General features: G+C 51.4%; 22 protein-coding genes. 16 read left to right on the forward strand and 6 right to left on the reverse strand.

The genetic code is table 11. The features are described 5' to 3' along the window. Positions 1 to 27: 27 nt before the first annotated feature. From gtfA to DYE26_RS26300, 5 genes are all read right to left on the reverse strand, one after another. On the reverse strand, positions 28 to 1,470 hold the full coding sequence (gene gtfA / locus DYE26_RS26280) for a sucrose phosphorylase (RefSeq protein WP_036619212.1): 1,443 nt from the start codon (positions 1,468 to 1,470) through the stop codon (positions 28 to 30). Positions 1,471 to 1,505: 35 nt separating this feature from the next. After that, the gene (locus DYE26_RS26285) at positions 1,506 to 3,188 is read right to left on the reverse strand and encodes a glycoside hydrolase family 13 protein (protein ID WP_036619214.1); all 1,683 of its coding nucleotides are present in this window, start codon (positions 3,186 to 3,188) and stop codon (positions 1,506 to 1,508) included. Positions 3,189 to 3,229: 41 nt separating this feature from the next. After that, positions 3,230 to 4,063: a carbohydrate ABC transporter permease gene (locus DYE26_RS26290; protein ID WP_371861047.1), complete on the reverse strand. Its 834-nt coding sequence runs from the start codon at positions 4,061 to 4,063 to the stop codon at positions 3,230 to 3,232. Next, positions 4,060 to 4,944 (reverse strand): carbohydrate ABC transporter permease, encoded by an 885-nt coding sequence (locus DYE26_RS26295; protein WP_036619215.1) that lies wholly within the window; start codon positions 4,942 to 4,944, stop codon positions 4,060 to 4,062. Before DYE26_RS26295 ends, DYE26_RS26290 begins: the two co-directional genes overlap by 4 nt. A gap of 90 nt (positions 4,945 to 5,034) precedes the next feature. After that, positions 5,035 to 6,354: an ABC transporter substrate-binding protein gene (locus DYE26_RS26300; RefSeq protein ID WP_036619217.1), complete on the reverse strand. Its 1,320-nt coding sequence runs from the start codon at positions 6,352 to 6,354 to the stop codon at positions 5,035 to 5,037. A gap of 243 nt (positions 6,355 to 6,597) precedes the next feature. On the opposite strand from DYE26_RS26300, the gene DYE26_RS26305 reads away from it, so the two are divergent. The 15 genes from DYE26_RS26305 to murA all read left to right on the forward strand — a co-directional run bounded on the left by DYE26_RS26305 (position 6,598) and on the right by murA (position 20,001). Continuing rightward, positions 6,598 to 7,590: a LacI family DNA-binding transcriptional regulator gene (locus tag DYE26_RS26305; protein WP_036619218.1), complete on the forward strand. Its 993-nt coding sequence runs from the start codon at positions 6,598 to 6,600 to the stop codon at positions 7,588 to 7,590. A gap of 470 nt (positions 7,591 to 8,060) precedes the next feature. Further along, positions 8,061 to 8,690 (forward strand): uracil phosphoribosyltransferase, encoded by a 630-nt coding sequence (upp, locus tag DYE26_RS26310; RefSeq protein WP_036619220.1) that lies wholly within the window; start codon positions 8,061 to 8,063, stop codon positions 8,688 to 8,690. 233 nt (positions 8,691 to 8,923) lie between these two features. Continuing rightward, positions 8,924 to 10,078 carry a non-hydrolyzing UDP-N-acetylglucosamine 2-epimerase gene (gene wecB, locus DYE26_RS26315; protein WP_036619221.1) on the forward strand — a complete coding sequence of 385 codons (1,155 nt, stop codon included), beginning with the start codon at positions 8,924 to 8,926 and terminating at the stop codon, positions 10,076 to 10,078. A gap of 182 nt (positions 10,079 to 10,260) precedes the next feature. Next, the gene (locus tag DYE26_RS26320) at positions 10,261 to 10,497 is read left to right on the forward strand and encodes an AtpZ/AtpI family protein (protein ID WP_036619222.1); all 237 of its coding nucleotides are present in this window, start codon (positions 10,261 to 10,263) and stop codon (positions 10,495 to 10,497) included. Continuing rightward, complete coding sequence (locus DYE26_RS26325) at positions 10,497 to 10,871, forward strand: ATP synthase subunit I (protein WP_036619223.1); 375 nt, start codon at positions 10,497 to 10,499, stop codon at positions 10,869 to 10,871. Before DYE26_RS26320 ends, DYE26_RS26325 begins: the two co-directional genes overlap by 1 nt. 34 nt (positions 10,872 to 10,905) lie before the next feature. Next, complete coding sequence (gene atpB / locus DYE26_RS26330) at positions 10,906 to 11,727, forward strand: F0F1 ATP synthase subunit A (RefSeq protein WP_036619225.1); 822 nt, start codon at positions 10,906 to 10,908, stop codon at positions 11,725 to 11,727. A 116-nt stretch (positions 11,728 to 11,843) separates the two neighbouring features. Continuing rightward, complete coding sequence (gene atpE, locus DYE26_RS26335) at positions 11,844 to 12,071, forward strand: F0F1 ATP synthase subunit C (protein WP_036619226.1); 228 nt, start codon at positions 11,844 to 11,846, stop codon at positions 12,069 to 12,071. A gap of 116 nt (positions 12,072 to 12,187) precedes the next feature. After that, positions 12,188 to 12,676, forward strand: a complete 489-nt coding sequence (atpF, locus tag DYE26_RS26340) for a F0F1 ATP synthase subunit B (RefSeq protein ID WP_036619228.1) — start codon at positions 12,188 to 12,190, stop codon at positions 12,674 to 12,676. Continuing rightward, complete coding sequence (locus DYE26_RS26345) at positions 12,673 to 13,221, forward strand: F0F1 ATP synthase subunit delta (protein ID WP_036619230.1); 549 nt, start codon at positions 12,673 to 12,675, stop codon at positions 13,219 to 13,221. Before atpF ends, DYE26_RS26345 begins: the two co-directional genes overlap by 4 nt. A 15-nt stretch (positions 13,222 to 13,236) precedes the next feature. Then, positions 13,237 to 14,751 (forward strand): F0F1 ATP synthase subunit alpha, encoded by a 1,515-nt coding sequence (gene atpA / locus DYE26_RS26350; protein ID WP_036619232.1) that lies wholly within the window; start codon positions 13,237 to 13,239, stop codon positions 14,749 to 14,751. 263 nt (positions 14,752 to 15,014) lie between these two features. Next, positions 15,015 to 15,875: an ATP synthase F1 subunit gamma gene (atpG, locus tag DYE26_RS26355; RefSeq protein WP_036619234.1), complete on the forward strand. Its 861-nt coding sequence runs from the start codon at positions 15,015 to 15,017 to the stop codon at positions 15,873 to 15,875. 35 nt (positions 15,876 to 15,910) lie between these two features. Further along, positions 15,911 to 17,302, forward strand: coding sequence for a F0F1 ATP synthase subunit beta (gene atpD / locus DYE26_RS26360; protein ID WP_036619236.1), 1,392 nt, complete (start codon positions 15,911 to 15,913; stop codon positions 17,300 to 17,302). Between the two features lie 62 nt (positions 17,303 to 17,364). Then, on the forward strand, positions 17,365 to 17,778 hold the full coding sequence (locus DYE26_RS26365; protein WP_036619238.1) for a F0F1 ATP synthase subunit epsilon: 414 nt from the start codon (positions 17,365 to 17,367) through the stop codon (positions 17,776 to 17,778). A 369-nt stretch (positions 17,779 to 18,147) separates the two neighbouring features. Beyond that, the gene (locus tag DYE26_RS26370; RefSeq protein ID WP_036619240.1) at positions 18,148 to 18,399 is read left to right on the forward strand and encodes a DUF1146 family protein; all 252 of its coding nucleotides are present in this window, start codon (positions 18,148 to 18,150) and stop codon (positions 18,397 to 18,399) included. A 252-nt stretch (positions 18,400 to 18,651) separates the two neighbouring features. Next, on the forward strand, positions 18,652 to 20,001 hold the full coding sequence (murA, locus tag DYE26_RS26375) for a UDP-N-acetylglucosamine 1-carboxyvinyltransferase (RefSeq protein WP_036619242.1): 1,350 nt from the start codon (positions 18,652 to 18,654) through the stop codon (positions 19,999 to 20,001). A gap of 352 nt (positions 20,002 to 20,353) precedes the next feature. On the opposite strand, the gene DYE26_RS26380 is transcribed toward murA, so the two are convergent. Next, positions 20,354 to 21,388, reverse strand: coding sequence for a zinc-binding alcohol dehydrogenase family protein (locus DYE26_RS26380; protein ID WP_036619244.1), 1,035 nt, complete (start codon positions 21,386 to 21,388; stop codon positions 20,354 to 20,356). A 311-nt stretch (positions 21,389 to 21,699) separates the two neighbouring features. Between DYE26_RS26380 and DYE26_RS26385 the strand changes: the two genes are divergently transcribed. Next, complete coding sequence (locus tag DYE26_RS26385; protein ID WP_036619246.1) at positions 21,700 to 22,074, forward strand: winged helix-turn-helix transcriptional regulator; 375 nt, start codon at positions 21,700 to 21,702, stop codon at positions 22,072 to 22,074. Positions 22,075 to 22,782 lie beyond the last annotated feature (708 nt).

Consider the following 22,782-nt stretch of genomic DNA (forward strand, 5'->3'; position numbering starts at 1 on the left):
TTAAGCATGATCTCTTCGCTTGCAAAACTACATCAATAAGGTCCAGTTTGTCCCTGCGTCTTTGTATCGGATGCTGAATTCCTTGGTGGCCAGGTTGGCTTCCAGCTTCGCTTCGGAGGCGCCGTTTTTCCAAATGATCCGCAAATTGTTGATGTCCGCTTGCTCGGCTTCGACGGTTCCGTCAAACGCCGGGCAGGTGTTTCTAAACTTCAGCAGCCGGAACAACTGTTTCACGACAGGACGCTCCACTTCGCGTTCGATTTCCTCCAGCGTGTAATAATGACGGTTGATGTTCCGCCCCTCTTTGGTGCGCTCCAGCAGCTCAATATCATTTTCGCCGGCAAGCAAACCTACATAATAGATTTGCGGGATGCCCGGGGCGAAGCACTGAATCGCCCGCGCCAACAAGTAGCTCTGGTCATTGTTGCCGAGCGCCGAGTAGTAGGTGCAGTTGATCTGGTAAATATCGAGATTGTTGTAGGCTTCCGTGCTGTAAATCTTTTTGACGTTGGCGCCCTGACTGTACAGGCTCTCCCGGGTCATTTCGCACTCCTCGTCGGACAGCAGGTCCTTAACGTCGACGACCCCGATGCCGTCATGGGTATCCAGCGTCGTAAACTGTTTGCGCGGACAAATGTTAAGCCAATGAACGAGCCGGTGAACCTGGCCGCTGTACAAGGCATGCAGCACCAGCATTGGCAGGGCGAAGTCATACACATAATAGTCCTGCTCGGCGATTTTCAGCTGAATGCTGTAATGCTCGTGAATTTCCGGGAGGACCGTAATGCCGGAAGGGGAAATGATGTCCTTGGAATACCGCAGCATGTCCCAAATATCCGGCTCCACGAAAAAGCAGTTCGTGCCGATTTTTTTGTTGGCGTAAGCAAAGGCGTCAAGCCGGATGATGGAGGCTCCTTTTTGGGCCAGGAACGTCAGATTGTCGCGGATGAACTTTTTCGTGGTGTCGGTCGTTACATCCAGGTCGATCTGCTGCTCGTCGAAGGTGCACCATACCTTTTCCGTGCTTCCGTCCTTAAAGGTTACTTCTACATAAGGGGCACGCGGTTTGCGCTTGTAGATCAAATCCACGTCCTCCGGAGTAGGCTCTCCGCCGGGCCAGAAGTTTTTGTAGCGGATAAACAGATCCTTGTAGGCGGACTCGTCTTTATTCTCCAGAAAATCCTGGAAATACGGCGATTGCCGGGAGATATGATTAATCATGAAATCATACATCATGTAATATTTTTGGCTCATTTGCTCGACATCGGACCAATCGCCGAAGGCCGGATCGACCTTGGTGTAGTCCATGGGCGCAAAACCACGGTCGCCTGAAGAAGGATAGAAAGGCAACAGGTGAACGCCGCCGACGACTCCTTGCAAATGCTTGTCCAGCACCTGGTTCAATTCCTTCAAGTTCGTCCCGAGGCTGTCTGCGTACGTAATCAGCATCGCTTCATTTTTTATCTTCATAAGTTCTCCTTCTCTATCGGAAAAATAAGCGGTCTTTATTTCAACCGGTACACTCTGGCTTCATACGGCTTAAGCCGGAAAGACCGGAAATCGTCCTTTCCATCGCCCTCGTAATTGGAGATAAGCAGTTCTGCCCGGGTACGGTTCAAGCCTTCCGGCAGCGTGAACTGAGGCCGTTCCGCGGAAAAATTGCAGATCACGAGCAGTTGTTCTTCCTGCAAGGTTCGTGTGTACGCGTAAATCTGTTCATGGTCGTCCAACAGCAGCTCGTAGCCGCCGTCCACGATCACCGGATTTTCCTTGCGCAGGCGGATCAGTTTTTGATAATAATAGAAAATCGAATTTTGATCCCGCATTGCGGCTTCGACATTGATCTGCCTGTAGTTCGGGTTTACGGCAATCCAAGGCTGACCGGCCGTAAATCCGGCATGTTCCGCGTCCGTCCACTGCATTGGCGTGCGCGCGTTGTCGCGGCTGCGTTCGTGGATCGCCTTCATCATTTCCTCGCGGGTGAGTAGCCCGGCCGCAATGTAATCTCTGTACGTGTTTAAAGTTTCGATATCGCGGTATTCATCCACGGTTTCAAACGCTGCGTTGGTCATTCCGATCTCTTCGCCTTGGTAAATGTAAGGCGTCCCCTTAAGCATATGCAGGCAGGTGGCCAGCATTTTGCCGGATACCTCGCGGTATTCCTCGCTGTCGTTGCCGAAGCGGGAAATCGCCCGCGGCTGGTCATGGTTGCTCCAATACAAGCTGTTCCAACCCTGTTTTTCCAGCCCTTTTTGCCATCTTGTGAAAATCTGCTTCAAATCCGTGAGCTTCCACGGCTGCGGGGACCATTTCCCGAATTTGCCGTTGCCGACATCGACGTGTTCGAAATGGAACACCATGTTGAGCTCCCGGCGCTCCTTGGCCGTGTACAGCTTTGCTTCCTCGACGCCTACGTTCGGCATTTCGCCGACCGTGATCGTGTCGTATTTGGCGAGTACCTCATGGTTCATGTCGCGAAGAAATTCATGAATGCGGGGGCCGTTCGTGAAGTGGGGGCCGCCGTCGCCATATGCCGTATCGCCAACAACGCCGTCCAAAAAACGCTGATCCTTCGATATGAAATTAACGACATCCATTCGGAATCCGTCCACGCCTTTATTCAGCCAGAAGGTCATCAGGTCGTACACTTCCCGGCGCAATTGCGGATTCTCCCAATTTAGATCGGGCTGCTTCTTGCTGAACAGATGCAAATAATATTCTCCCGTCACGGGATCGTATTCCCAGGCGCTTCCGCCGAAGAAAGAGCCCCAATTGTTGGGAGGGCCTCCGTTTTTCCCTGGTCTCCACACGTAATAATCGCGGTAAGGGCTGCTCTTCGAGCTTCGCGACGCGATAAACCAGGAATGCTCGTCCGAGGTATGATTCACGACGAGATCCATCATGATTTTTATATTTCTGGCATGGGCTTCGCTCAGCATTTCGTCGAAATCGCGCATCGTTCCGAATTCATCCATAATGGCGCGGTAATCGCTGATGTCGTAACCGTTATCATCGTTGGGGGATCGGTAAACCGGCGACAGCCAAATCACGTCGACGCCCAGGTTTTGCAAATGATCCAGGCTTTGCGTAATCCCCTTGATGTCGCCGATCCCGTCCCCGTCGCTGTCTTTGAAGCTGCGCGGATAAATTTGATAGACAACGCTTTGTTTCCACCACTCCTGATTCATGGGTCTCCTGCTCCTTGTTTCGTTTTATTTCTATAGTTTGATTACGATTTGACGGCTCCTTCCACAACGCCCTGGATGATCTGCCGCTGCATCGCCACGTAGAAGATCACGATCGGAATCATCGAAAGAACCAGCGCCGCCATGGCTACTCCGTAATTGGACGTATATTTACCGAAAAAATAGTAGGTGGACAGCGGCAGCGTCCGGTCTTCCGGCGATATGAGAACGAGCGAAGGAAGCAGGAAGTCGTTCCAAATCCAAAGTACGTTAAGTATGGCGATCGTGGTCGTGATCGGTTTCAAAATCGGAAAAATCACGCTGCTGAACAGCTTGATCCGTCCGGCTCCGTCAATCAGCGCCGCTTCGTCCATATCGACCGGGACGCCCTTAATGAAACCGTGGTACATAAAGGTCGACAAGCTGATGCCGAACCCGAGGTAGAAATAAATGAGCCACCATTTGCTGCTGAGCATGTCCAAAGACCCGAACACCGAGACGAACGGAATCATGATCGCTTGGAACGGGATAATCATCGAAGCGATCAGCATCAGCAGGATGATGTGGTTGATTCTCCATTTCCACCTTACCAGGAAGAAGGCGAGGCTGGAGGAAAAGATCAAGATCAGCGCGACGGCGAAAACCGTGATAATCAAGGAATTGACAAAGGCGCTGCCGAATCCCATGGTCTTGTAAGCTTCGGTGTAGTTGGCAAAGCTCCAGTCCGCCGGCGGCGCAAGCGGATTGCGCACGATATCGATCCGCGACTTAAACGAGTTCACGATAATCATAAGCAGCGGAAAAATGAACGCAACCAGCAGCAGTACATTCAATACAAGCGCGGATGCTTTTTTCATTCGGGACGATCCGGTCATCATGCTTCCACCTCCACCTTTTTCATCACGCTGACCTGAACAATGGCGATGATCGCCACCACGGCAAACAGAATAAACGCTTTAGCTTGCCCCGGCCCGAAACGCTGGTACACAAAGGCTTCGTTGTACACGTGCATGGCGATCAATTCCGTCGAGCGGAAGGGGTCGCCTTTCGTCAGCGACAGGTTCGTGTCGTATACCATGAAGCTTCTTTGCAGCGTCAAAAACAAGCTGATCGTAAAAGCGGGTACCATGAGCGGAATTTTGACGTTGAACAACTGGCGGATATAGGACGCTCCGTCCAGGCTGGCCGCTTCGGTCAGCGAAGCCGAAATCCCGTTCAACCCCGCTACGTAAATAAGCATCATGTAGCCGGCGTTTTGCCAAATGCTCACGATGATAAGGGCCCACAGCGCTTTATCCGGATCGCCCAGCCAGGACGAAGACAGAAATCCCCAGTCCAGCTCGCGGCCGGCGTACGTAAATACTCTGGCAAAAATAAACTGCCATACGAACCCCAAAATAATGCCCCCGATGAGATTGGGCGTAAAATATCCGGCGCGGAAAAAGTTCTGCCCTTTAAAACCGCCGGTGACGAGCAGGGCGAGCCCAAACGCGACGACGTTGGTCAGCACGAGCGTGACGACCACGTATTTCAGCGTCGTTCCCATCGATGCCCAGAATGTCGAATCGGTCAGGGCAGCTTGATAGTTGGAAAGTCCCAAAAAATGAAAGGTGTCGGAGGTGCCGTTCCAGTCCGTGAGCGTCGTGAATATTCCCATGCAAAAGGGGACGAGTATGACTGTCGCGAAAGCGAATAAAGGGATAAAGCCGAATGTCATAAAAACTTTCAGTTTGTCGATCCATGTTTTCTCGTTGTACATGAGGAACCTCCCATCTGGCGCCTGAAATGAGCCGGGAGCAAGCGTCCATGCTTATTCCCGGCCGTTTTGCTGGTGATGCTTGCGCCTCGCTTATTTCTTGCCCGCGGAAGCCCAGTAAGCTTGGAACTCCTTGGTCAACCCGGCTCTGTCGATTTCTCCGCCCAGGTATTTTTGCAGACTGGCCGCCATGGCAGGGAAGGCATCAGGCGGATAGTAGGAGTTCATCCATGCCAGCGTGTTCTCGGATTCCGTGTAGGAAAGCACCGATGTGGAGACCGGATCCGTCGGTTTGGTCGTGAAATTGTCGTATGCCGGCAAAAATCCGAACTGATTTACATAGTAGTCCTGACCTTTTTCGCTGGACACCATCCAGTTCAGGAAATCCTTCGAAGCCTGCTGTTCTTCAGGCGTGGATTGGCTGGCATCGACGACCCAATATTCCGGAACGCCGACAGAAATACGGCTGTTGCCGAAATCGCCGGCGTTGTTGCTGACCGGAACCGGCAGGAATCCATACTCCCCTTCAGGATCGATTTCTTTAATTTGGGTATAGGCCCAGTTGCCCATGAACCACATGCCGGCTTGTCCGTCCGCGAGCACGATCGGAGCGTCGTCATAGGTTGCGGAGAGCGGCGCGTCCTTCGCGTAGTTGTATTGTTTGATCAGATCCAGCGTGTCCAGCCAGCCGTTGAAAACCTGGTCTTGGGCCAGGTCCACTTTGCCGCTTTTCAGATCTTCGAGATATTGCAAACGTCCCGCGTGATCCTGGGACTCGTTTGCGGCGAACACGTTCGTGAAATGCGCGCCCAGGGACCAGTCCACCGGGGTGATTTCAACAGCTTTTGCGCCGGTTGCCTCAATCTTGTCGAACAAAGCCTTCAAGTCGTCCTGGGTGCGGATTGTGGAAGGATCAAAGCTGCCGCCTACGGCTGCGTCCAGCACCTTCTTGTTGTACAGGAAGCCGAAGGCTTCGATCGACATCGGCATACCGTATACTTTGTTGTCGACGGTGACATAATCAAGCGTACCGGCATTGGCGTGCTGCACCCATTCCTGATCGGAAAGATCGGCAAGCTTGTCCTTCATTTGATCGAATTCGCTCAGAAAGTGCATGATGTTCGGCGCGTTATTGGAAGCGTACAGGGTGGTGATCCGCTGGTAGCCATTTTGTCCGGCCATCGGAATCAGCGAAACTTTGACCTTGTCCTGCGAACTGTTGTATTCCTGGACCATTTCTTCAAACTGTTTCGAAATTTCCTGTTTGCCGACCAGCACCGAAATTTCGGTTTTCGCCCCGCTGCCGCCGGCGTTGCCGGCTCCGGCGTCGCCTTTGCCCGAATTGCCGCCGCACGCCGCAAGCGCCAGGGACAATAAGCCGACTAACAGCAGTGATGAAAGCGTTCTCTTCATAACTATTAGACCTCCTAGATTTTGAATACAACTCATTTTATAACCGTGCAAAAAATATGTCAAACGTTTTCCTATAAAAAAATCCCGTAAAATAAGGATATAGTAACTGATAATTTACAAAGTTTTATGGTATCGTTAATCATATGAAAACAGTTGTATGCCAGGATATGGCCGACTATTATGGAAATAGACAATTCCGAGTTGCGGGTTCTTTTCGATAGATAAAGTGAGGGGATGCATGAAATGGCGAGTATCAAAGATGTGGCCAAAGTTGCCGGAGTATCCGTGACGACCGTTTCCAGAGTGATGAACAACCGGGGATATATCAGCAAAGAAACCCGCCGCAAGGTGGAAAAGGCGATGGAGATGATCGATTATCATCCCAACGAGATCGCCAGGGCGCTGCAGAAAAATCAGTCTTATTTTATCGGGATCATCGTTCCCGACTCGAATCACCCGTTTTTCTCCGATTTGATCAAGTATGTTGAAATGAGCGCGAATGAAAAAAACTACAAGCTGCTCGTTTGCAATTCCCTCGAGGACCCGGACAAGGAAGCGAACTACATTAGTATGCTGCGCCAGAACCGGGTGGACGGGATCATCATGTGCAGCCATACGATGGATATCGAAAGTTATAAGAAGGTTCCTTTTCCGATCGTTTCCTTTGACCGTCTCGTATCGCCGAATATCCCCTGCGTAGGCTCCGACAATTACAGAGGCGGGGAACTGGCGACGGAGCATCTGATCGGGCGGGGATGCAAACGGCTCCTGCATATCTCGGGGCCGCTCGGTCTGGATATGCTCTCCAACCGGCGGAGGGACGCCTTCGTGATCACTTGCATGAAGCACGGCATTGCCTACGATATCATTGAAGGCGCACACAACAAGCTCACCTTCGATTATTTCTGGTCGTTTATCGCCGAAAAGCTGCCGCCGGACAAGCTTGGCGAATACGACGGCGTATTTTGCAGCAATGACATCGTGGCATACGCCTTGTACATTTACGCGCAGCAGCACGGTATCCGGGTGCCAGAGGATTTTAAAATCGTCGGCTACGATTACCATAGCTTCACGCGGATGCTGCAAAATCCGAAGCTAACCACCATCATGCAGCCCAGTGACCGGATCGGCGCCATGCTGACAAACACGTTGATCCGAATGATCGAAAATACGGAAGGGGAATTGATCAACAATACGACGGTGGACATCACCCTGATTCAAGGGGAGACTACCTGATTTCCAGCAGATACGACCATTATATAGAAGAGTCATGAGCCGAGGGTTCGCGCCAAACGGTGCGAGCCGGCTAAAAGACGGATTTTGTTGCAGGGCGCCTATGGCGCTTTTTTTTGAAGAAAGACGGTTTGGTGGACCAAGTGCAAAAGTGCAGTTTATTCACCTCAAACTGGCCCACTTATGCGATACAAATGCAAAAGTGCATCTCATTTGAGCCTTCCGATAAAAAAGTAGCTTTTGACCGGAATTGTACTGCACTTTTGCATTTCGCTACCCATTTGTCTCTGCTTTCCAGCGAAAGTACGCCAATACGCCGTTTTTCTTTGCTCTTTTTTGCCAGTCGATTCCATACCGGCCCCTTCATGGCATTCGAAAAAAGACAGTGATATAATAAACAAGATTTGTGCACATTGGAATTTGGGAAACTTGATGCAAATGGAAACTTAGCAATAGAACCGGAGGGACTAATTATGGCGAAATTGGTGGTATGCGATCACCCTTTAATCCAACACAAACTGACATTTATCCGTGATATGCGAACGAACACGAAGGATTTCCGCGAGCTGGTGGATGAAGTGGCCACATTAATGGCCTATGAAATTACGCGGGATATTCCGCTGGAATCCATCAAGGTGCAAACCCCTGTGGCCGAGGCCGAATCGCGGGTCATTTCCGGCCGGATGCTCGGGCTTATTCCGATTCTCCGCGCGGGGCTGGGCATGCTGGACGGCGTGTTAAAGCTGCTGCCTGCGGCGAAGGTGGGGCATGTCGGACTGTTCCGTGATCCGCAGACGCTGCAGCCGGTGGAATATTACATAAAGCTGCCGACGGATGTACAGGAACGCGAGTTGATCGTCATCGATCCGATGCTGGCGACAGGCGGTTCGGCGATCGCGGCGATCGACGCCCTGAAAAAACGCGGCTGCACGCAAATCAAAATGATGAACCTGATCGCCGCCCCGGAAGGAGTCAAAGCGGTGCATGACGCCCATCCGGACGTCGATATCTACGTTGCCGCCCTGGATGAACGCCTGGATGATCACGGTTATATTATCCCTGGCCTGGGTGACGCCGGCGACCGTCTGTACGGCACGAAGTGATCCAAAGACGACTTTTTGAACTACCTCATTTAAGTATTGTTCAAAAAGTTGGCTTTTCAGCACCAAGAAGGTTGGATGAAGCTAGGGACTGAGTAGCGGAGCGTAGGATGATCCTACGTGAGCAACGGAAGGCCCGGCTGAATTCAAGATTCGATGTCGAATATGCTGCTGTGTACCAACTTCGTGATCAAAAGACAACTTTTTGAATTACCGCTAAAGGAAGGGAATGGGACATGTCTAAGATTAAAGTAATGACCGTCTTCGGCGTAAGGCCGGAAGCGATTAAAATGGCGCCGCTGATTCTGGAATTGCAAAAGCATAGCGACCATATCGACTCTATCGTGTGTGTGACGGCCCAACACCGTGAGATGCTGGACCAGGTGCTGGACGTGTTTAAAATCGTTCCGGACTACGATCTGGATGTGATGAAGCCGAGCCAAAGCCTGAACGAAATCACGATTCGCGTACTGCAAGGTTTGGAAGGGGTGCTGCGCGAGGCGAAGCCGGATATCGTGCTGGTCCACGGCGACACGCTCACGACATTCCTGGCCAGCTATGCAGCTTTCCTGCAACAGATCAAAGTCGGCCATGTCGAAGCGGGCCTGCGCACCTGGAACAAGTTGTCTCCGTATCCGGAAGAAATGAACCGCCAGTTGACTGGAGTGCTTGCGGACCTGCATTTTGCTCCGACGGAGTGGTCCGCTGGAAATTTGCGGAAGGAAAATAAGCCGTCGTCAGCTATATATGTCACAGGCAACACGGTAACAGATGTGTTTCAATATACAGTACAACCTGATTATAAGAACGATGTGCTCGACTGGGCCGCAGGCAAACGGTTGATTTTGATGACGGCTCACCGCCGCGAATCACAGGGCGAACCGCATCTGAATATTTTCCGCGCCGTGCGGAGAATCGCCGATGAGTTTGAGGATGTGGCCATCGTGTATCCGGTACATCCAAGCCCGGCGGTTAAAGGTCCCGCCCACGAAACTTTGGGAGGGCATCCCCGTATTAAACTTATCGATCCTTTGGATGTGGTGGATCTGCACAATTTTTATCCGCACACCCACCTTATACTTACGGATTCGGGCGGTTTGCAGGAAGAAGCGCCTTCCTTTGGCGTTCCCGTGCTCGTGCTTCGCGACACGACGGAACGTCCGGAAGGAATCGAGGCAGGGACACTGGAACTGGTCGGCACGAACGAGGAGATGGTTTATGAACGGACAAAGGCGCTGCTTTGCGATCAAAAAGCTTACGCCGCCATGAGCCATGCCGCTAATCCATATGGTGATGGGAAAGCATCTACGCGAATTGTCAATGCGATTTATCACTATTTTGGAATAACGGACGAGCGTCCGGAGGATTTTCACAGAAAGTTCACAAATTGACGAAAATTTGTTTTGATCGCAAGCATAAAAAAGTATACAGTATTACTGTACGCTGTATGCGTTTGCCCCAGGATTGCAAGGACAAATTTAGCATTTCACGACTTTAAACCGCTAAAAAACCTCAATTGACAAGAACTGTTCACAGTTAGTAAAATAAATTGGGATTATTAGGGTGAATTGAAATGGAGGATCCGATAAAACCTGGAGGCAACAACAGTGTATGGAAGGTTGCCGCTTTGGTAACGGCCTTAGGGACGAATTTTGCCATATGCACGATCGGCGGTTTCTACTTCGGTTCCTGGTTGGATAAGCTTTGGCTGACGAATGGTGTCGGTATCGGTCTGGGCGTTCTAACAGGAATTGCGGTCGGGATCGTCGGCATCGTAGCGCTGATCAGATCGGTCATGAGGGGGAAATAATGGATGAGCTGTCGAAATTAAGCCGCGCTTTGACAGCCGGGACGCTTGGTTTCTTGGCCCTTTGCTTTTTGGGAGGCGCTTTATTGCCGGGATTGCAAAGCATTATGCTCGGTATGGCGCTGGGTGCGGCGGTAAGCTGGATCAATGCGTATTACCTGGGCCGAAAGGTGCGGCGTCTGGGTGATGCGGCTGCGGCCGGCGAAGCCAAGCGGATCAACATGGGTTTTCTTACCCGGACGGCTACGGCGGTCTTGGCGGTATTCGCCGCCATGAAATATCCGCAGTACCTCAACGTGTATGCGGTTGCCGGGAGTCTGGTTTTTGCGCAACTTTACCTTCTTATTATAGGCATCAAATATTCTCGCAAACCTTGAGTTGTATTCAACCTGAGATTGGGGGTGAGAAAACATGCATGAAGCTCCGATTATTGAATTGGGCGGCCTGCGTTTCGACTTGTCGATCATTTTGATGCTGGTCGTAACTTGCACCATCGTTTTTGTGCTGGCGAAATTGGCTACGCGAAACCTGTCTGTCGAGAATCCCGGAAAATTGCAAATTTTTTTGGAATGGGCGGTTGAATTCGTTCAGAACATGATTTCAAGCACGATGGACTGGAAGAAAGGGAAGCCTTTTTTATCCCTGGCTATGACGATGATTATGTTCATTTTTGTGGCCAATATGCTTGGGCTTCCGTTAGGGATCGCCACGGAGTATACCGACCCGGCAAAAGCAACCATTTTCGGACACGAAATTACCTCCGTTGTGAAGGTGCTTGAGGAAGAACACGCGAAGCACCCGGATGAGGAAGCGCACGCCGAAGTGGCCTGGTGGAAATCCCCGACCGCGGACGTAAGCGTGACAATGGGGCTGGCATTGCTGGTATTCCTGATATCCCACGGACTTGGACTTACGAGAAACACGAAAAATTATTTGAAGCACTATATCCAACCGTATCCGTTTTTCCTGCCGATTAACATCATTGAGCAGCTGTCGAAGCTGCTGACGCACGGCGTTCGTCTATTTGCCAATATTTTTGCGGGCGAGGTGTTGATCTCCACGATCATGACTTTGGCGAAGGCCAGCGTCATCGGGATGATCGCTTCTGTACCGCTGCTGATGATTTGGCAGGGCTTCAGTATTTTCGTCGGTGCGATTCAGGCGTTTGTGTTTGTCATTCTGATGATGGTGTATATTTCGCAGAACCTGGAGAGCCATGAAGAAGAGCATTGATAACATGAGATTTACGCTGCAAGGTTTTAAAAATCAGTTTCAAGTTACGGAATGGAGTACTGCTTCATCCTGACTGAACTATACAAATTGAATTTATTTTTAAGGAGGATATACAAATGGGAGCAATGGCATTATTGGCAGCAGCTATCGTAGCAGGTTTGGGCGCGTTTGGCGCAGCGCTGGGTAACGGGATGGTTATCAGCAAAACGGTCGAAGGGATCGCGCGTCAACCGGAAGCGAAATCCACTCTGCAAACGACGATGTTTATCGGCGTTGGTCTGATCGAGGTCCTTCCGATCATCGGCGTGGTCTTGGCCTTCATGTTCTATGGTTTGGCCGGCTAAATGAAAAGGGAAAGAAGAACTGGCGGGGAAGGCCACAGCCGTCCACGCCTTCTTTTTAGCCCAGGCAGAACGATCTCGCTATATGCGGATAGGCTTCGGAAAGGAGTGACTTGAGATTGAGTTTCGTATGGGAAAATACCGTCATCGCACTGATTGCGATCGGAATTCTATACTTCTTGTTAAATAAATATGCTTTTGGCCCGCTGTTTTCCGTGATGGAAAAACGCCGCGAGCTCGTGCAGCAGCAGCTGAACGAAGCCGCGCAAACCCGCGAGCAAGCAAGCGCTTTTGTGGAGGAGCAGAAGGCGGCCCTGCAGCAAGCGCGTAAAGAGGCGTACGACATCATCGAGCAGTCCAAGCAAACGAGCAGCAAGCAAGCGGCTCAAATGCTGGAGCAGGCCAAAGATGAGGCCACTCGTTTGAAGGAAGAGGCGCTGCGCGATATTCAAAACGAGAAAAACCGTGCGGTGGAACAGCTTCGCAACGAAGTGGGAACTGTCTCCGTGAAGATTGCTTCCAAGCTGATCGAAAAAGAGGTCAGCGATACCCAAGTTCAAGGCGAACTGGTTGACAAGTATCTTAAAGAGGTCGGTGGCCGCTCATGAGCCGCGAATCCGTAGCAGCCAAACGGTATGCCAAAGCGTTGTACGAGATCGCGGCGGGGGAAAACCGGACGCTGGAAGTGGAAGAAGAGCTGAAAGCGCTCGTCGGCGCCTTCCGGTCCGGAGCAGAAGTCTCGCATTTTATTTCTTCGCCGAACATCACCGAAAGCCAAAAATGGGAAGTGATATCCCAAGCGATCGAGGGCAAGTTGTCCAAGTCCGTCGTCTCGCTGGCGAAGCTGTTGGTGGAACGGGGAAGAATCGGGATTTTGCCGGAACTGCTGGACGCTTACATCAAAATCTCCAGCGATGCTCTTGGAATCGCCAATGCGGTGGTGTTGACCACGTATCCGCTCAACGAAGAAGAAAAAGGGCAGGTTGCTGCCGAATTCGGCGCGCTCGTGGGCAAAAAAATCCGCGTCGAAAACGAGATCGACAAATCGCTGCTCGGCGGCATGAAGGTCAGAATCGGCGATACATTATACGATGGAAGCTTGGCCGGCAAGTTGGAACGGCTTGAAAAGTCTTTTCGAAGACAAGCACTGTAGATAGGGGTGAAACACTTGAGTATCAGACCTGAAGAGATCAGCACGCTGATTAAAAGTCAGATCGAACAATATAAATCGGAAATCGAAGTGGCCGAGGTCGGCACCGTTATTCAAGTTGGCGACGGTATCGCCCGTGTCCACGGACTTGAAAACGCCATGGCAAACGAGTTGCTTGAGTTTGAAAACGGCGTTTTTGGTCTTGCGCTCAACCTGGAAGAAAGCAATGTCGGTGTCGTTATCCTTGGCCCTTACAGCGAGATCCGCGAAGGCGATCAAGTAAAACGCACCGGGCAGATTATGCAGGTTCCGGTCGGGGAAGCTATGCTGGGACGCGTCGTGAACCCGCTCGGCCAGCCGGTTGACGGCAAAGGGCCGATTGAGACGACGGAATTCCGTCCGGTAGAAAACAATGCGCCGGGCGTTATTGAACGGAAATCGGTACATGAACCGATGCAGACCGGGATCAAGGCAATCGACTCGATGGTACCGATCGGCCGCGGCCAACGCGAGCTCATTATCGGCGACCGTCAAACCGGTAAAACGGCGATCGCCATCGATACGATCATTAACCAAAAAGGCAACGGCGTGAAATGTATTTACGTAGCCATCGGGCAAAAGCAATCCACCGTCGTAAACGTGGTGGAAACGCTGCGCCGTCACGGCGCGTTGGATTACACGATCGTAGTAACGGCTTCCGCTTCGGAACCGTCGCCACTCTTGTACATCGCTCCATATGCCGGCGTTGCCATGGCGGAGTACTTCATGTACAAAGGCGAGCATGTTTTGATTATCTATGACGACTTGTCGAAGCAAGCCGCGGCTTACCGCGAATTGTCCTTGCTGCTTCGCCGTCCTCCGGGCCGCGAGGCGTTCCCTGGCGACGTATTCTATCTGCACTCCCGTCTGCTGGAACGCGCCGCGAAGCTGAGCGACGAGCTCGGCGGCGGCTCGATTACCGCGCTGCCGTTCATCGAAACGCAGGCGTCCGACGTCTCGGCCTATATTCCGACGAACGTTATTTCGATCACGGACGGTCAGATCTTCCTGGAGTCCGACCTGTTCTATTCCGGTCAACGTCCGGCCGTTAACGTCGGTATTTCCGTTTCCCGGGTAGGCGGCTCGGCGCAAATCAAAGCGATGAAGAAGGTTGCGGGCAGCCTGCGCCTTGATCTCGCCCAATATCGCGAGCTTCAGGCGTTCTCCCAATTCGGTTCCGATTTGGATAAATCGACGCAAGCGCGCCTGACGCGCGGTTCGCGGATGATGGAGATCCTCAAGCAGGGCGTAAACCAACCGCTTGCCGTTGAACTGCAGGTTGTCAGCCTTTATACGGCGGTTAAAGGTTATCTGGACGATATCCCGCTGGGCGATGTGCGCCGTTTCGAAACGGAATTCCTGTCCTTCATCCAAAACAATCATGACGATGTATTGCAGTCGATCCGCGATACGAAGGATTTGACCGCAGACAACGAAGAAAAGCTGAAACAAGTGATCGAGCAATTCAAACGCGGATTCGCGACGAAGGCATAAATGAGTTGAAGCATAAACCGGCTTTGGCTTTATGGGCAAACGCCGGTTTGTGGCTGTGTAAAACAACTTTGGCTTCGCCAAAGTTCAAGCACTTGCTTACGAAGCGGTTTTGGCCCCGCCAAAACTTAGACTATGCTTACGAAGTAACTTTGGCTTCGCCAAAGTTCAAGCACTTGCTTACGAAGCGGTTTTGGCCCCGCCAAAACTTAGACTATGCTTACGAAGTAACTTTGGCTCCGCCAAAGTTTTGAGGTGGTGAAATCATGGCAAAAGGGATGCGCGAAATCAAGCGCCAGATCAAAAGCGTTCAGAACACCCGGCAGATCACGAAAGCGATGGAAATGGTAGCCTCGGCCAAGCTGCGCAAAGCGCAGGAAAGAGCGCAGGCTTCCCGCCCTTATGCGGAAAAGCTGAAAGAGGTCGTTTCCAGCATTGCCGCCGGAACTCAAGGGGTTAGCCATCCGATGCTCGAATCGCGTCCGGTGAAGAAAACGGCGTATATCGTCATTACTTCGGACGGCAGTCTGGTCGGTGGCTACAACGCGAATATTTTGCGGAAAGTAACGGATCTGATCAAGAGCAAGCACACCTCTTCGTCGGAATACGGCATCTTCGTGATCGGACGAAAAGGCAGAGACTATTTCAGACGCCGCAATTATCCGGTCGTTGAAGAAGTGACCGAACTGTCCGATACGCCGAAATTTGCGGACATCAAATCGTTGACGTACGCGGCCGTTCAAGGTTTTGAGACGGAACAGTTCGATGAAATTTACGTTTGCTATAGTCGGTTTATCAATGCGATTACGCAGCTGCCGACGGTCGAGCGTTTGCTTCCGTTCGAGTCCGTGCAAGCGGAAGGTCCAACCAGCAGCTATGAGTATGAGCCTTCGCCAGATGGTGTGCTCGAAGTGCTGCTTCCGAAGTATGCCGAAACGTTGATTTTTGGCGCGCTTCTTGACGGCAAAGCGAGCGAGCTTGGCGCCAAAATGACGGCGATGGGCAGCGCGACGAAAAACGCGACGAAAATGATCAATGAGCTTACCCTGACATACAACCGCGCTCGTCAAGCCGCGATTACCCAAGAAATTACGGAGATTGTCGCAGGGGCGAACGCGCAAAGCTGATAGTTCCGAAAGCATTATCTAGGAGGGAAACGAAGATGAACAAAGGACGCGTTGTCAGCGTAATGGGTCCGGTTGTTGACATCGAATTTCAGCGCGGTCAACTGCCGGAAATCTTCAACGCAATAAAAATTGAGAAACAGGATGGCCAGTCCGCCCTGGTTCTGGAAGCTTCCAATCATCTCGGCGACAACCTGGTGCGTTGTATCGCCATGGCCTCGACGGACGGTCTTGTGCGCGGCACGGAAGCTGTCGATTTAGGGGCGCCGATTTCGGTTCCGGTAGGGGAAGTGACCCTAAGCCGCGTATTTAACGTCCTTGGCGAAACGATCGACAATAAAGGCGAAGCCGCAACGGAATTAAGATATCCGATCCACCGCGAGCCGCCGAAGTTCGAAGAGCTCTCGACGCAAGCGGAAATGCTGGAAACCGGGATTAAGGTTATCGACCTGCTGGCGCCTTATGCGAAAGGCGGCAAAATCGGCCTGTTCGGCGGCGCCGGCGTAGGGAAAACCGTTACGATCCAGGAACTAATCAACAATATCGCGCAAGAACACGGCGGTATTTCCGTGTTTGCCGGTGTAGGGGAACGGACGCGTGAAGGGAACGACCTTTACATGGAAATGACCGAATCCGGCGTAATTTCGAAAACGGCCATGGTATTCGGGCAGATGAACGAACCGCCGGGTGCGCGCTTGCGCGTAGCTCTGACCGGCCTTACGATGGCCGAGTATTTCCGCGATCAGGAAGGCCGCGACGTGCTGCTGTTTATCGACAACATTTTCCGGTTTACGCAAGCCGGTTCGGAAGTATCGGCCCTGCTCGGCCGGATGCCTTCCGCGGTAGGTTATCAGCCTACACTGGCTACGGAAATGGGTCAGCTGCAAGAACGGATCACCTCGACCAAAAAAGGTTCCGTTACTTCGATTCAAGCCATTTACGTGCCTGCGGACGACTACACCGACCCGGCGCCGGCTACGACGTTCGCCCACTTGGATGCGACGACGAACCTCGAGCGGAAAATTTCCGAAAAAGGGATTTTCCCTGCGGTTGACCCGCTGGCTTCCAGCTCGCGGATTTTGACTCCGGAAGTCGTGGGACAGGAACATTACGATGTTGCCCAAGGGGTAAAACAAATTTTGGCTCGTTATAAAGAGCTTCAGGATATCATCGCCATCCTCGGTATGGATGAACTTTCCGATGACGACAAGACGCTGGTGGCCCGCGCCCGGAAAGTCGAACGTTTCCTGTCGCAGCCGTTCCACGTAGCAGAGCAGTTTACCGGCTTCAAGGGCAAATATGTGCCTGTTGCCGAAACGGTCCGCAGCTTCAAGGAAATTCTGGACGGCAAACATGATGATCTTCCGGAAGCCGCGTTCCTCTTCGTTGGTACGATTGAAGAAGCTGTCGAAAAAGCAAAGACGCTGTAAAACCGCGCCGTTAAAGCGGATGCTTCAGAAATGAACTATCCCGCGAACAGGAGGGATAACAAGTGAGCACCTTTTTATTGGAAATCGTCACGCCGGAGCATGTGGTGTTCTCGCAAGAGGTGGACAGTCTGACTGTCCGGGGCAGCGAAGGGGAGCTTGGCATTATGCGCGGCCATATCCCCCTTGTAACGCCGCTCCAGGTGGCACCGATCGTGGCCAAAAAAGGCAAGGAAACCCGTTTGATCGCCGTACACGGCGGATTCATAGAAGTGCAAAGCGACAAAGTGATCGTACTCGCCGAAAGCGCCGAGCTGCCGGAGGAGATCGACGTGGAGCGCGCCATCGCCGCCCGGGAACGGGCCGAACGCAGATTGGCTTCGCGCAGCAACCAGGACCGTATCGATCATCGCCGGGCCGAGCTTGCGCTGCAGCGGGCGGTCACGCGGATCAACGTATCCTCCAAAGCTAAGAAATAGGCCAAAAAGACCGGGCACCCTTAGGTGTCCGGTCTTTTTGGCGATTAGTACGTTTTGCTTATTTGATTTCGCTTAAAATTAGGACTTTCGCAGGAAATCTTGCCGTTTATGAAGAACATACTAGGAGAACATACTAAAAATACGGTTTTTCAGCAAGAGAAATCCTTAAAAAATTGATATTTTGTAACCCTTTGCAGACAAAGAAATGCTGGATTATTCCTTCGCGGGCAAGTATGATATATAAGGTTCTATATTTTTGACCGAAATCAAAAATCGGGAGCATAAGCGAAAAGGACTGCTTTGCAAAGAGGCATTAACCGATTAGGTGCTTGCAGCATAAATATAAAACGTAATGGAGTGGATGTAAGCATGAGCCCGGTCGAGACTGTGTCAACCTCGGTTGGAGTGAATGGCTTGACGGCGATCCTTGTTTTATTGGCCTGTATCGCCATCTCCTGGTGGTCGCTGCAGAACTTGAAGCTGGACCTTGTCATCCGGCATCCGAAAAGCCCGCAAGGAAAGCTGCTGCAGCTGCTGCTCGCCATTGTGCTTGGGCGATTGGTCGCCGACTTTGTAATGGAATATTGGGGTTATACCCAAATGTTGAAGTATATGTTTTGAAACACCCGTGGCAAGAAAATGTCGAATAACATCATTTCATTGTGTCAACAATGGTGAATAAGGACTACGGCTCAAAAGCAAGCCCGAGAACTGGACAAAAGCCAGTTTTCTAGTCAAAATGAGCTTATTCGACAAGATTAGCGCCTTGTACGCCTTAAATGACAGGTGATATGATGGAATTTAGGGTATATACGGGATACCTTCTTCCAATCGGGGAAAAAAAGTGAAAATGAACGCGCGGAGGGAACCATGATGAGCAAATTTATCGTCCGCGGTGGCAATGTATTGGCCGGGAACGTAAAAGTAAGCGGTGCTAAAAATTCAGTGCTACCGATCATTGCAGCGTCTTTATTAGGTGAGGAAGGAATCAGCGTCATTCGCGATGCTCCTCCGCTTGACGATGTAATGACCATCAATAAAGTTTTGGAATCACTTGGAGCGACAGTTACATATGACCGGGAAGTGATCACGGTGAACGCGCAGCACATCGCTTCATGTGAAGCCCCTTATGAATGGGTGCGCAAAATGCGGGCGTCTTTTCTTGTCATGGGTCCTTTGCTGACACGGATGGGTTTCACCCGAATTTCGCTGCCGGGAGGATGCGCAATCGGAACGAGGCCGATTGACCAGCATCTAAAAGGGTTTGAAGCGATGGGAGCGGAAATCAACCTTGGTCACGGCTTTATTGAAGCCAAATCGCAAGGGCGGCTTCGCGGCGCTAAAATATATCTCGACGTGGCCAGCGTCGGAGCGACGGAAAACATCATGATGGCAGCAACGTTGGCGGAAGGGACGACCGTCATCGAAAATGCGGCCAAGGAGCCGGAAATCGTCGATCTGGCCAATTACTTGAACGGAATGGGCGCGAAAGTTCGCGGCGCGGGAACCGGCGTCATCCGCATCGAAGGCGTGGAGAAGCTGCACGGCTGCGAGCATACCGTCATTCCCGACCGCATCGAAGCCGGAACCTTTATGATTGCCGCCGCCGTTACGGGCGGAAACGTGTTTGTCGAAGGGGCGATCGCCGATCATTTGGGGCCGGTCATTTCCAAACTGGAAGAGATGGGCGTGATTGTGGAAGTCCAGGAAAACGGCGTCCGCGTCATCGCCGGCAAGCCGCTTAAAGCGGTAGACGTCAAAACCTTGCCGTACCCGGGATTCCCGACCGACATGCAGTCGCAAATGATGGCCCTGCTGCTCGTGTCCCAAGGAACGAGCGTAATTACCGAGACGGTTTTCGAAAACCGGTTTATGCATGTGGACCAATTCCGCTTGATGAATGCGGAGATTAAGGTGGAGGGCCGCAGCGCAATCGTCACCGGCGAGTCCAAGCTGAGCGGAGCCAAAGTTTGCGCGACCGACCTGCGCGCGGGTGCGGCGTTGATTATCGCCGGGCTGGCTGCCGACGGAACGACGGAAGTGAGCGGAACGCATCACATCGACCGGGGTTACGTTCATTTGGCCGAGAAATTGTCCGGACTTGGCGCGGACATTTGGCGGATCTCCGTAGACGAGAAACAGACCTCGCAGGAAGCCGAAAAAGTTCCGGTAACCATCAAGGAGGAAATGCCTGTTTTGAAAATCCAGCCTTCCTGGGCGTAATGAAGCAAGCTTTTTTCCGTGCATGACCGAAATGATGGTTATTATCATAGGAGTGAAAAGAACCATGCTGGTGGCAGCATGGTTTTTTGTTTAAAGATATCAGCATCCTGATAACGGAAGGAAAACTACCGCGAGGGTGAACCGTTGAATAGTTGCAAAACATAAAGTTATTAATACGGATATGTAGCCAAGCGCTTGTATAATTGCAAACCCTACAATTATATCTGATTAATCAGCAAGGCTGGCGGACATGTTTGGGTGTAGATGCAGGAAATACATTTAAAATATACAAATCCGTATCTTGGATTAAATCCAGTTGTAACTTTTGCAACTAATCAACCAAGTACGTTGATCAACTAAAGTTCTCTAGAACGATTTTGCCGATGGTCCGGCCTGTTTCCACCATGGCGTGAGCTTGGCGCAAGTTGGCGGCATTGATCGGTTCCAGCTTTTCAGCTATCGTTGTACGAATTTTGCCCTTATCCACGAGCCGGGACAACTCGCTTAGCAGCTTATGCTGTTCGATCATGTCTTCCGTTTGAAACATCGGGCGGGTAAACATCAGCTCCCAGACGAACGTTGCGCTTTTATCCTGCAGGAGCGTCAAATTCAGCAGCTCATCGGTTTCCACGATCGAGCAGATTTTTCCTTGCGGGGCGATCGCTTCCGCCATGTTTCCCCAATGCTTTTCCGTGCTATTCAGGCAGAAGATGTAATCCGCGTGCTTAATGCCGATCTTTTGGAACTGCGGAACAAACGCTTCATAATGATTGATAATGTGATCGGCTCCCATTTGTTTGGCCCAATCGGCGGACTCGGGCCGCGAAGCGGTGCCGATGACCGTCAACCCGGCGAGTTTGGCCAACTGCGTGGCGATGGAGCCGACGCCTCCGGCAGCGCCGATGACGAGCAGCGATTTGCCGGCGTTATCGCCGGCGTTTGGGGAGATGCCAAGCCGGTGGAACAGGCCCTCCCAGGCGGTAATCCCGGTCAAAGGCAGAGCCGCCGCCTCGGCAAATCCTAGCGATGCCGGCTTGCGTCCGACGATCCGTTCATCCACAAGGTGGAATTCGCTGTTTCCCCCGGCCCGGACGATGCTCCCGGCATAATACACTTCATCGCCAGGCTGAAACAACGTCGTTTCCGGACCAACTTGCTCCACAATCCCGGCGACATCCCAGCCGATTACGCGCGGCGTTTGTTCGGTACGGTTTTTGGGGGAACGCACCTTAACGTCTACCGGGTTTACGGAGATCGCTTTGACTTTTACCAGCAAATCTTTGCCGCCCGGCACCGGCTTTTCAATTTCCACATCCAGCAGACTTTCCGGATCGTTAATCGGTAAATACTTATAGAACCCTACCGCTTTCATCATTTCTTTAGCCATCTTTATGAACCTCCGTATCTGATTAAATGGATTTTCCCTTAACACTTGTTAATGTAATGCATGTGCTTTAAAATTGTAAGTACGCACAATCATGTTATGTAGTATTCATTTGTATACTATTAATGCGAATTTAATAATGCGAATTCAAAAAGTCGGATTTTAGCCGAGGCGGGCGCACAAACTTGGGAGACAGACCGCGTTAGCGTTGTTTTTCTTGCGATGAAGGAAGCTAAGGCTAGGACATCTGTTTCTTTCTTAATGCCTTCAAAAGATGACTTTTTGAACCGCCTCTATTAAGGAGTTGAATAAGGATGCGCGATCGCAAAAGCGGCTACGGTGCCTGTCCTAATGAAGAAGGCTGCCCGGTCGAATATACGCTGGACGTCATCGGCGGCAAGTGGAAAGGCTTGCTGCTGTATCATTTAATCAACGGACCGATCCGGTTCAATGAATTCCGGCGGATTTGCCCGACAATCACCCAACGGATGCTGACGCTGCAGCTCAGAGAACTGGAGCAGGACGGCATCGTTCACCGCGAGGTTTATCATCAAGTGCCCCCGAAGGTGGAATATTCGTTAACCGAATTCGGCCAGACCCTGGTCCCGATCATTCTAAAAATGAAGGAATGGGGCGAAACCTACAAAAGCCAGAAGCCGCTCCCGAAATCGGCGGAGGTACAGTCCTAGTTTCAGCTTTAAGCTGGGAAGGAAACGGGATGAGCAGTGTGAAATGGATGGGCAAAGGTCAGGCAAGTGAAATAGATAGGCGGACTAGATTAATGATCTAAACAAGTAATTGGACAAATCATTAAATAAGCTAATCAGATAAGTAAGCTCGATGAGCAGCTTGAAGACGGTATGGTATTCCATGCCGTTTTTTTGTGCCCAAAACAGTCATGAGCTTTGCGCGGAGCGCCGGGGTCAATTCGGCCATCGCCGTGTTTGCCCCATATCCTTAACGGGCATAGTAGGCGGGAAATGGCCAAACCGAGGGCGGGAACACTGGCGTTGCGTAAACTCAAACTCCTGCACAAGACAACTTGTTGTCTTGATACATTTCAGTTTTCCCGCAAAGGCTTAGTGTTCGAAATAAAAGTGGGCTTGCAGGAAATCTAACGGTCGTAGCAGCGGCTATTTTCCGAAAAAAGCCCTTTTCAAAATTTTAACGGATGTGAGAAGCGTTATTTGCCTGAGTTTAAGCAAAATGAGCCGGGTGTCAGTGAAATAAGCGCTATAGTAACCGTTACAATTTGAAATCAACGTTTTTTGAGCGTATAGCGGTTGTGGCAACCGTTAGAATAGTTGTGGCTTAATGCAGCGCTAGTGGGGGAGAGAACTTTTTCGGACCTAGGAGCTGCTTGTATCATCAAATTAACGGAAGTCGCCTTATCGGGA

This window comes from Paenibacillus macerans (assembly GCF_900454495.1).
Taxonomy (GTDB): Bacteria; Bacillota; Bacilli; order Paenibacillales; family Paenibacillaceae; genus Fontibacillus; species Fontibacillus macerans.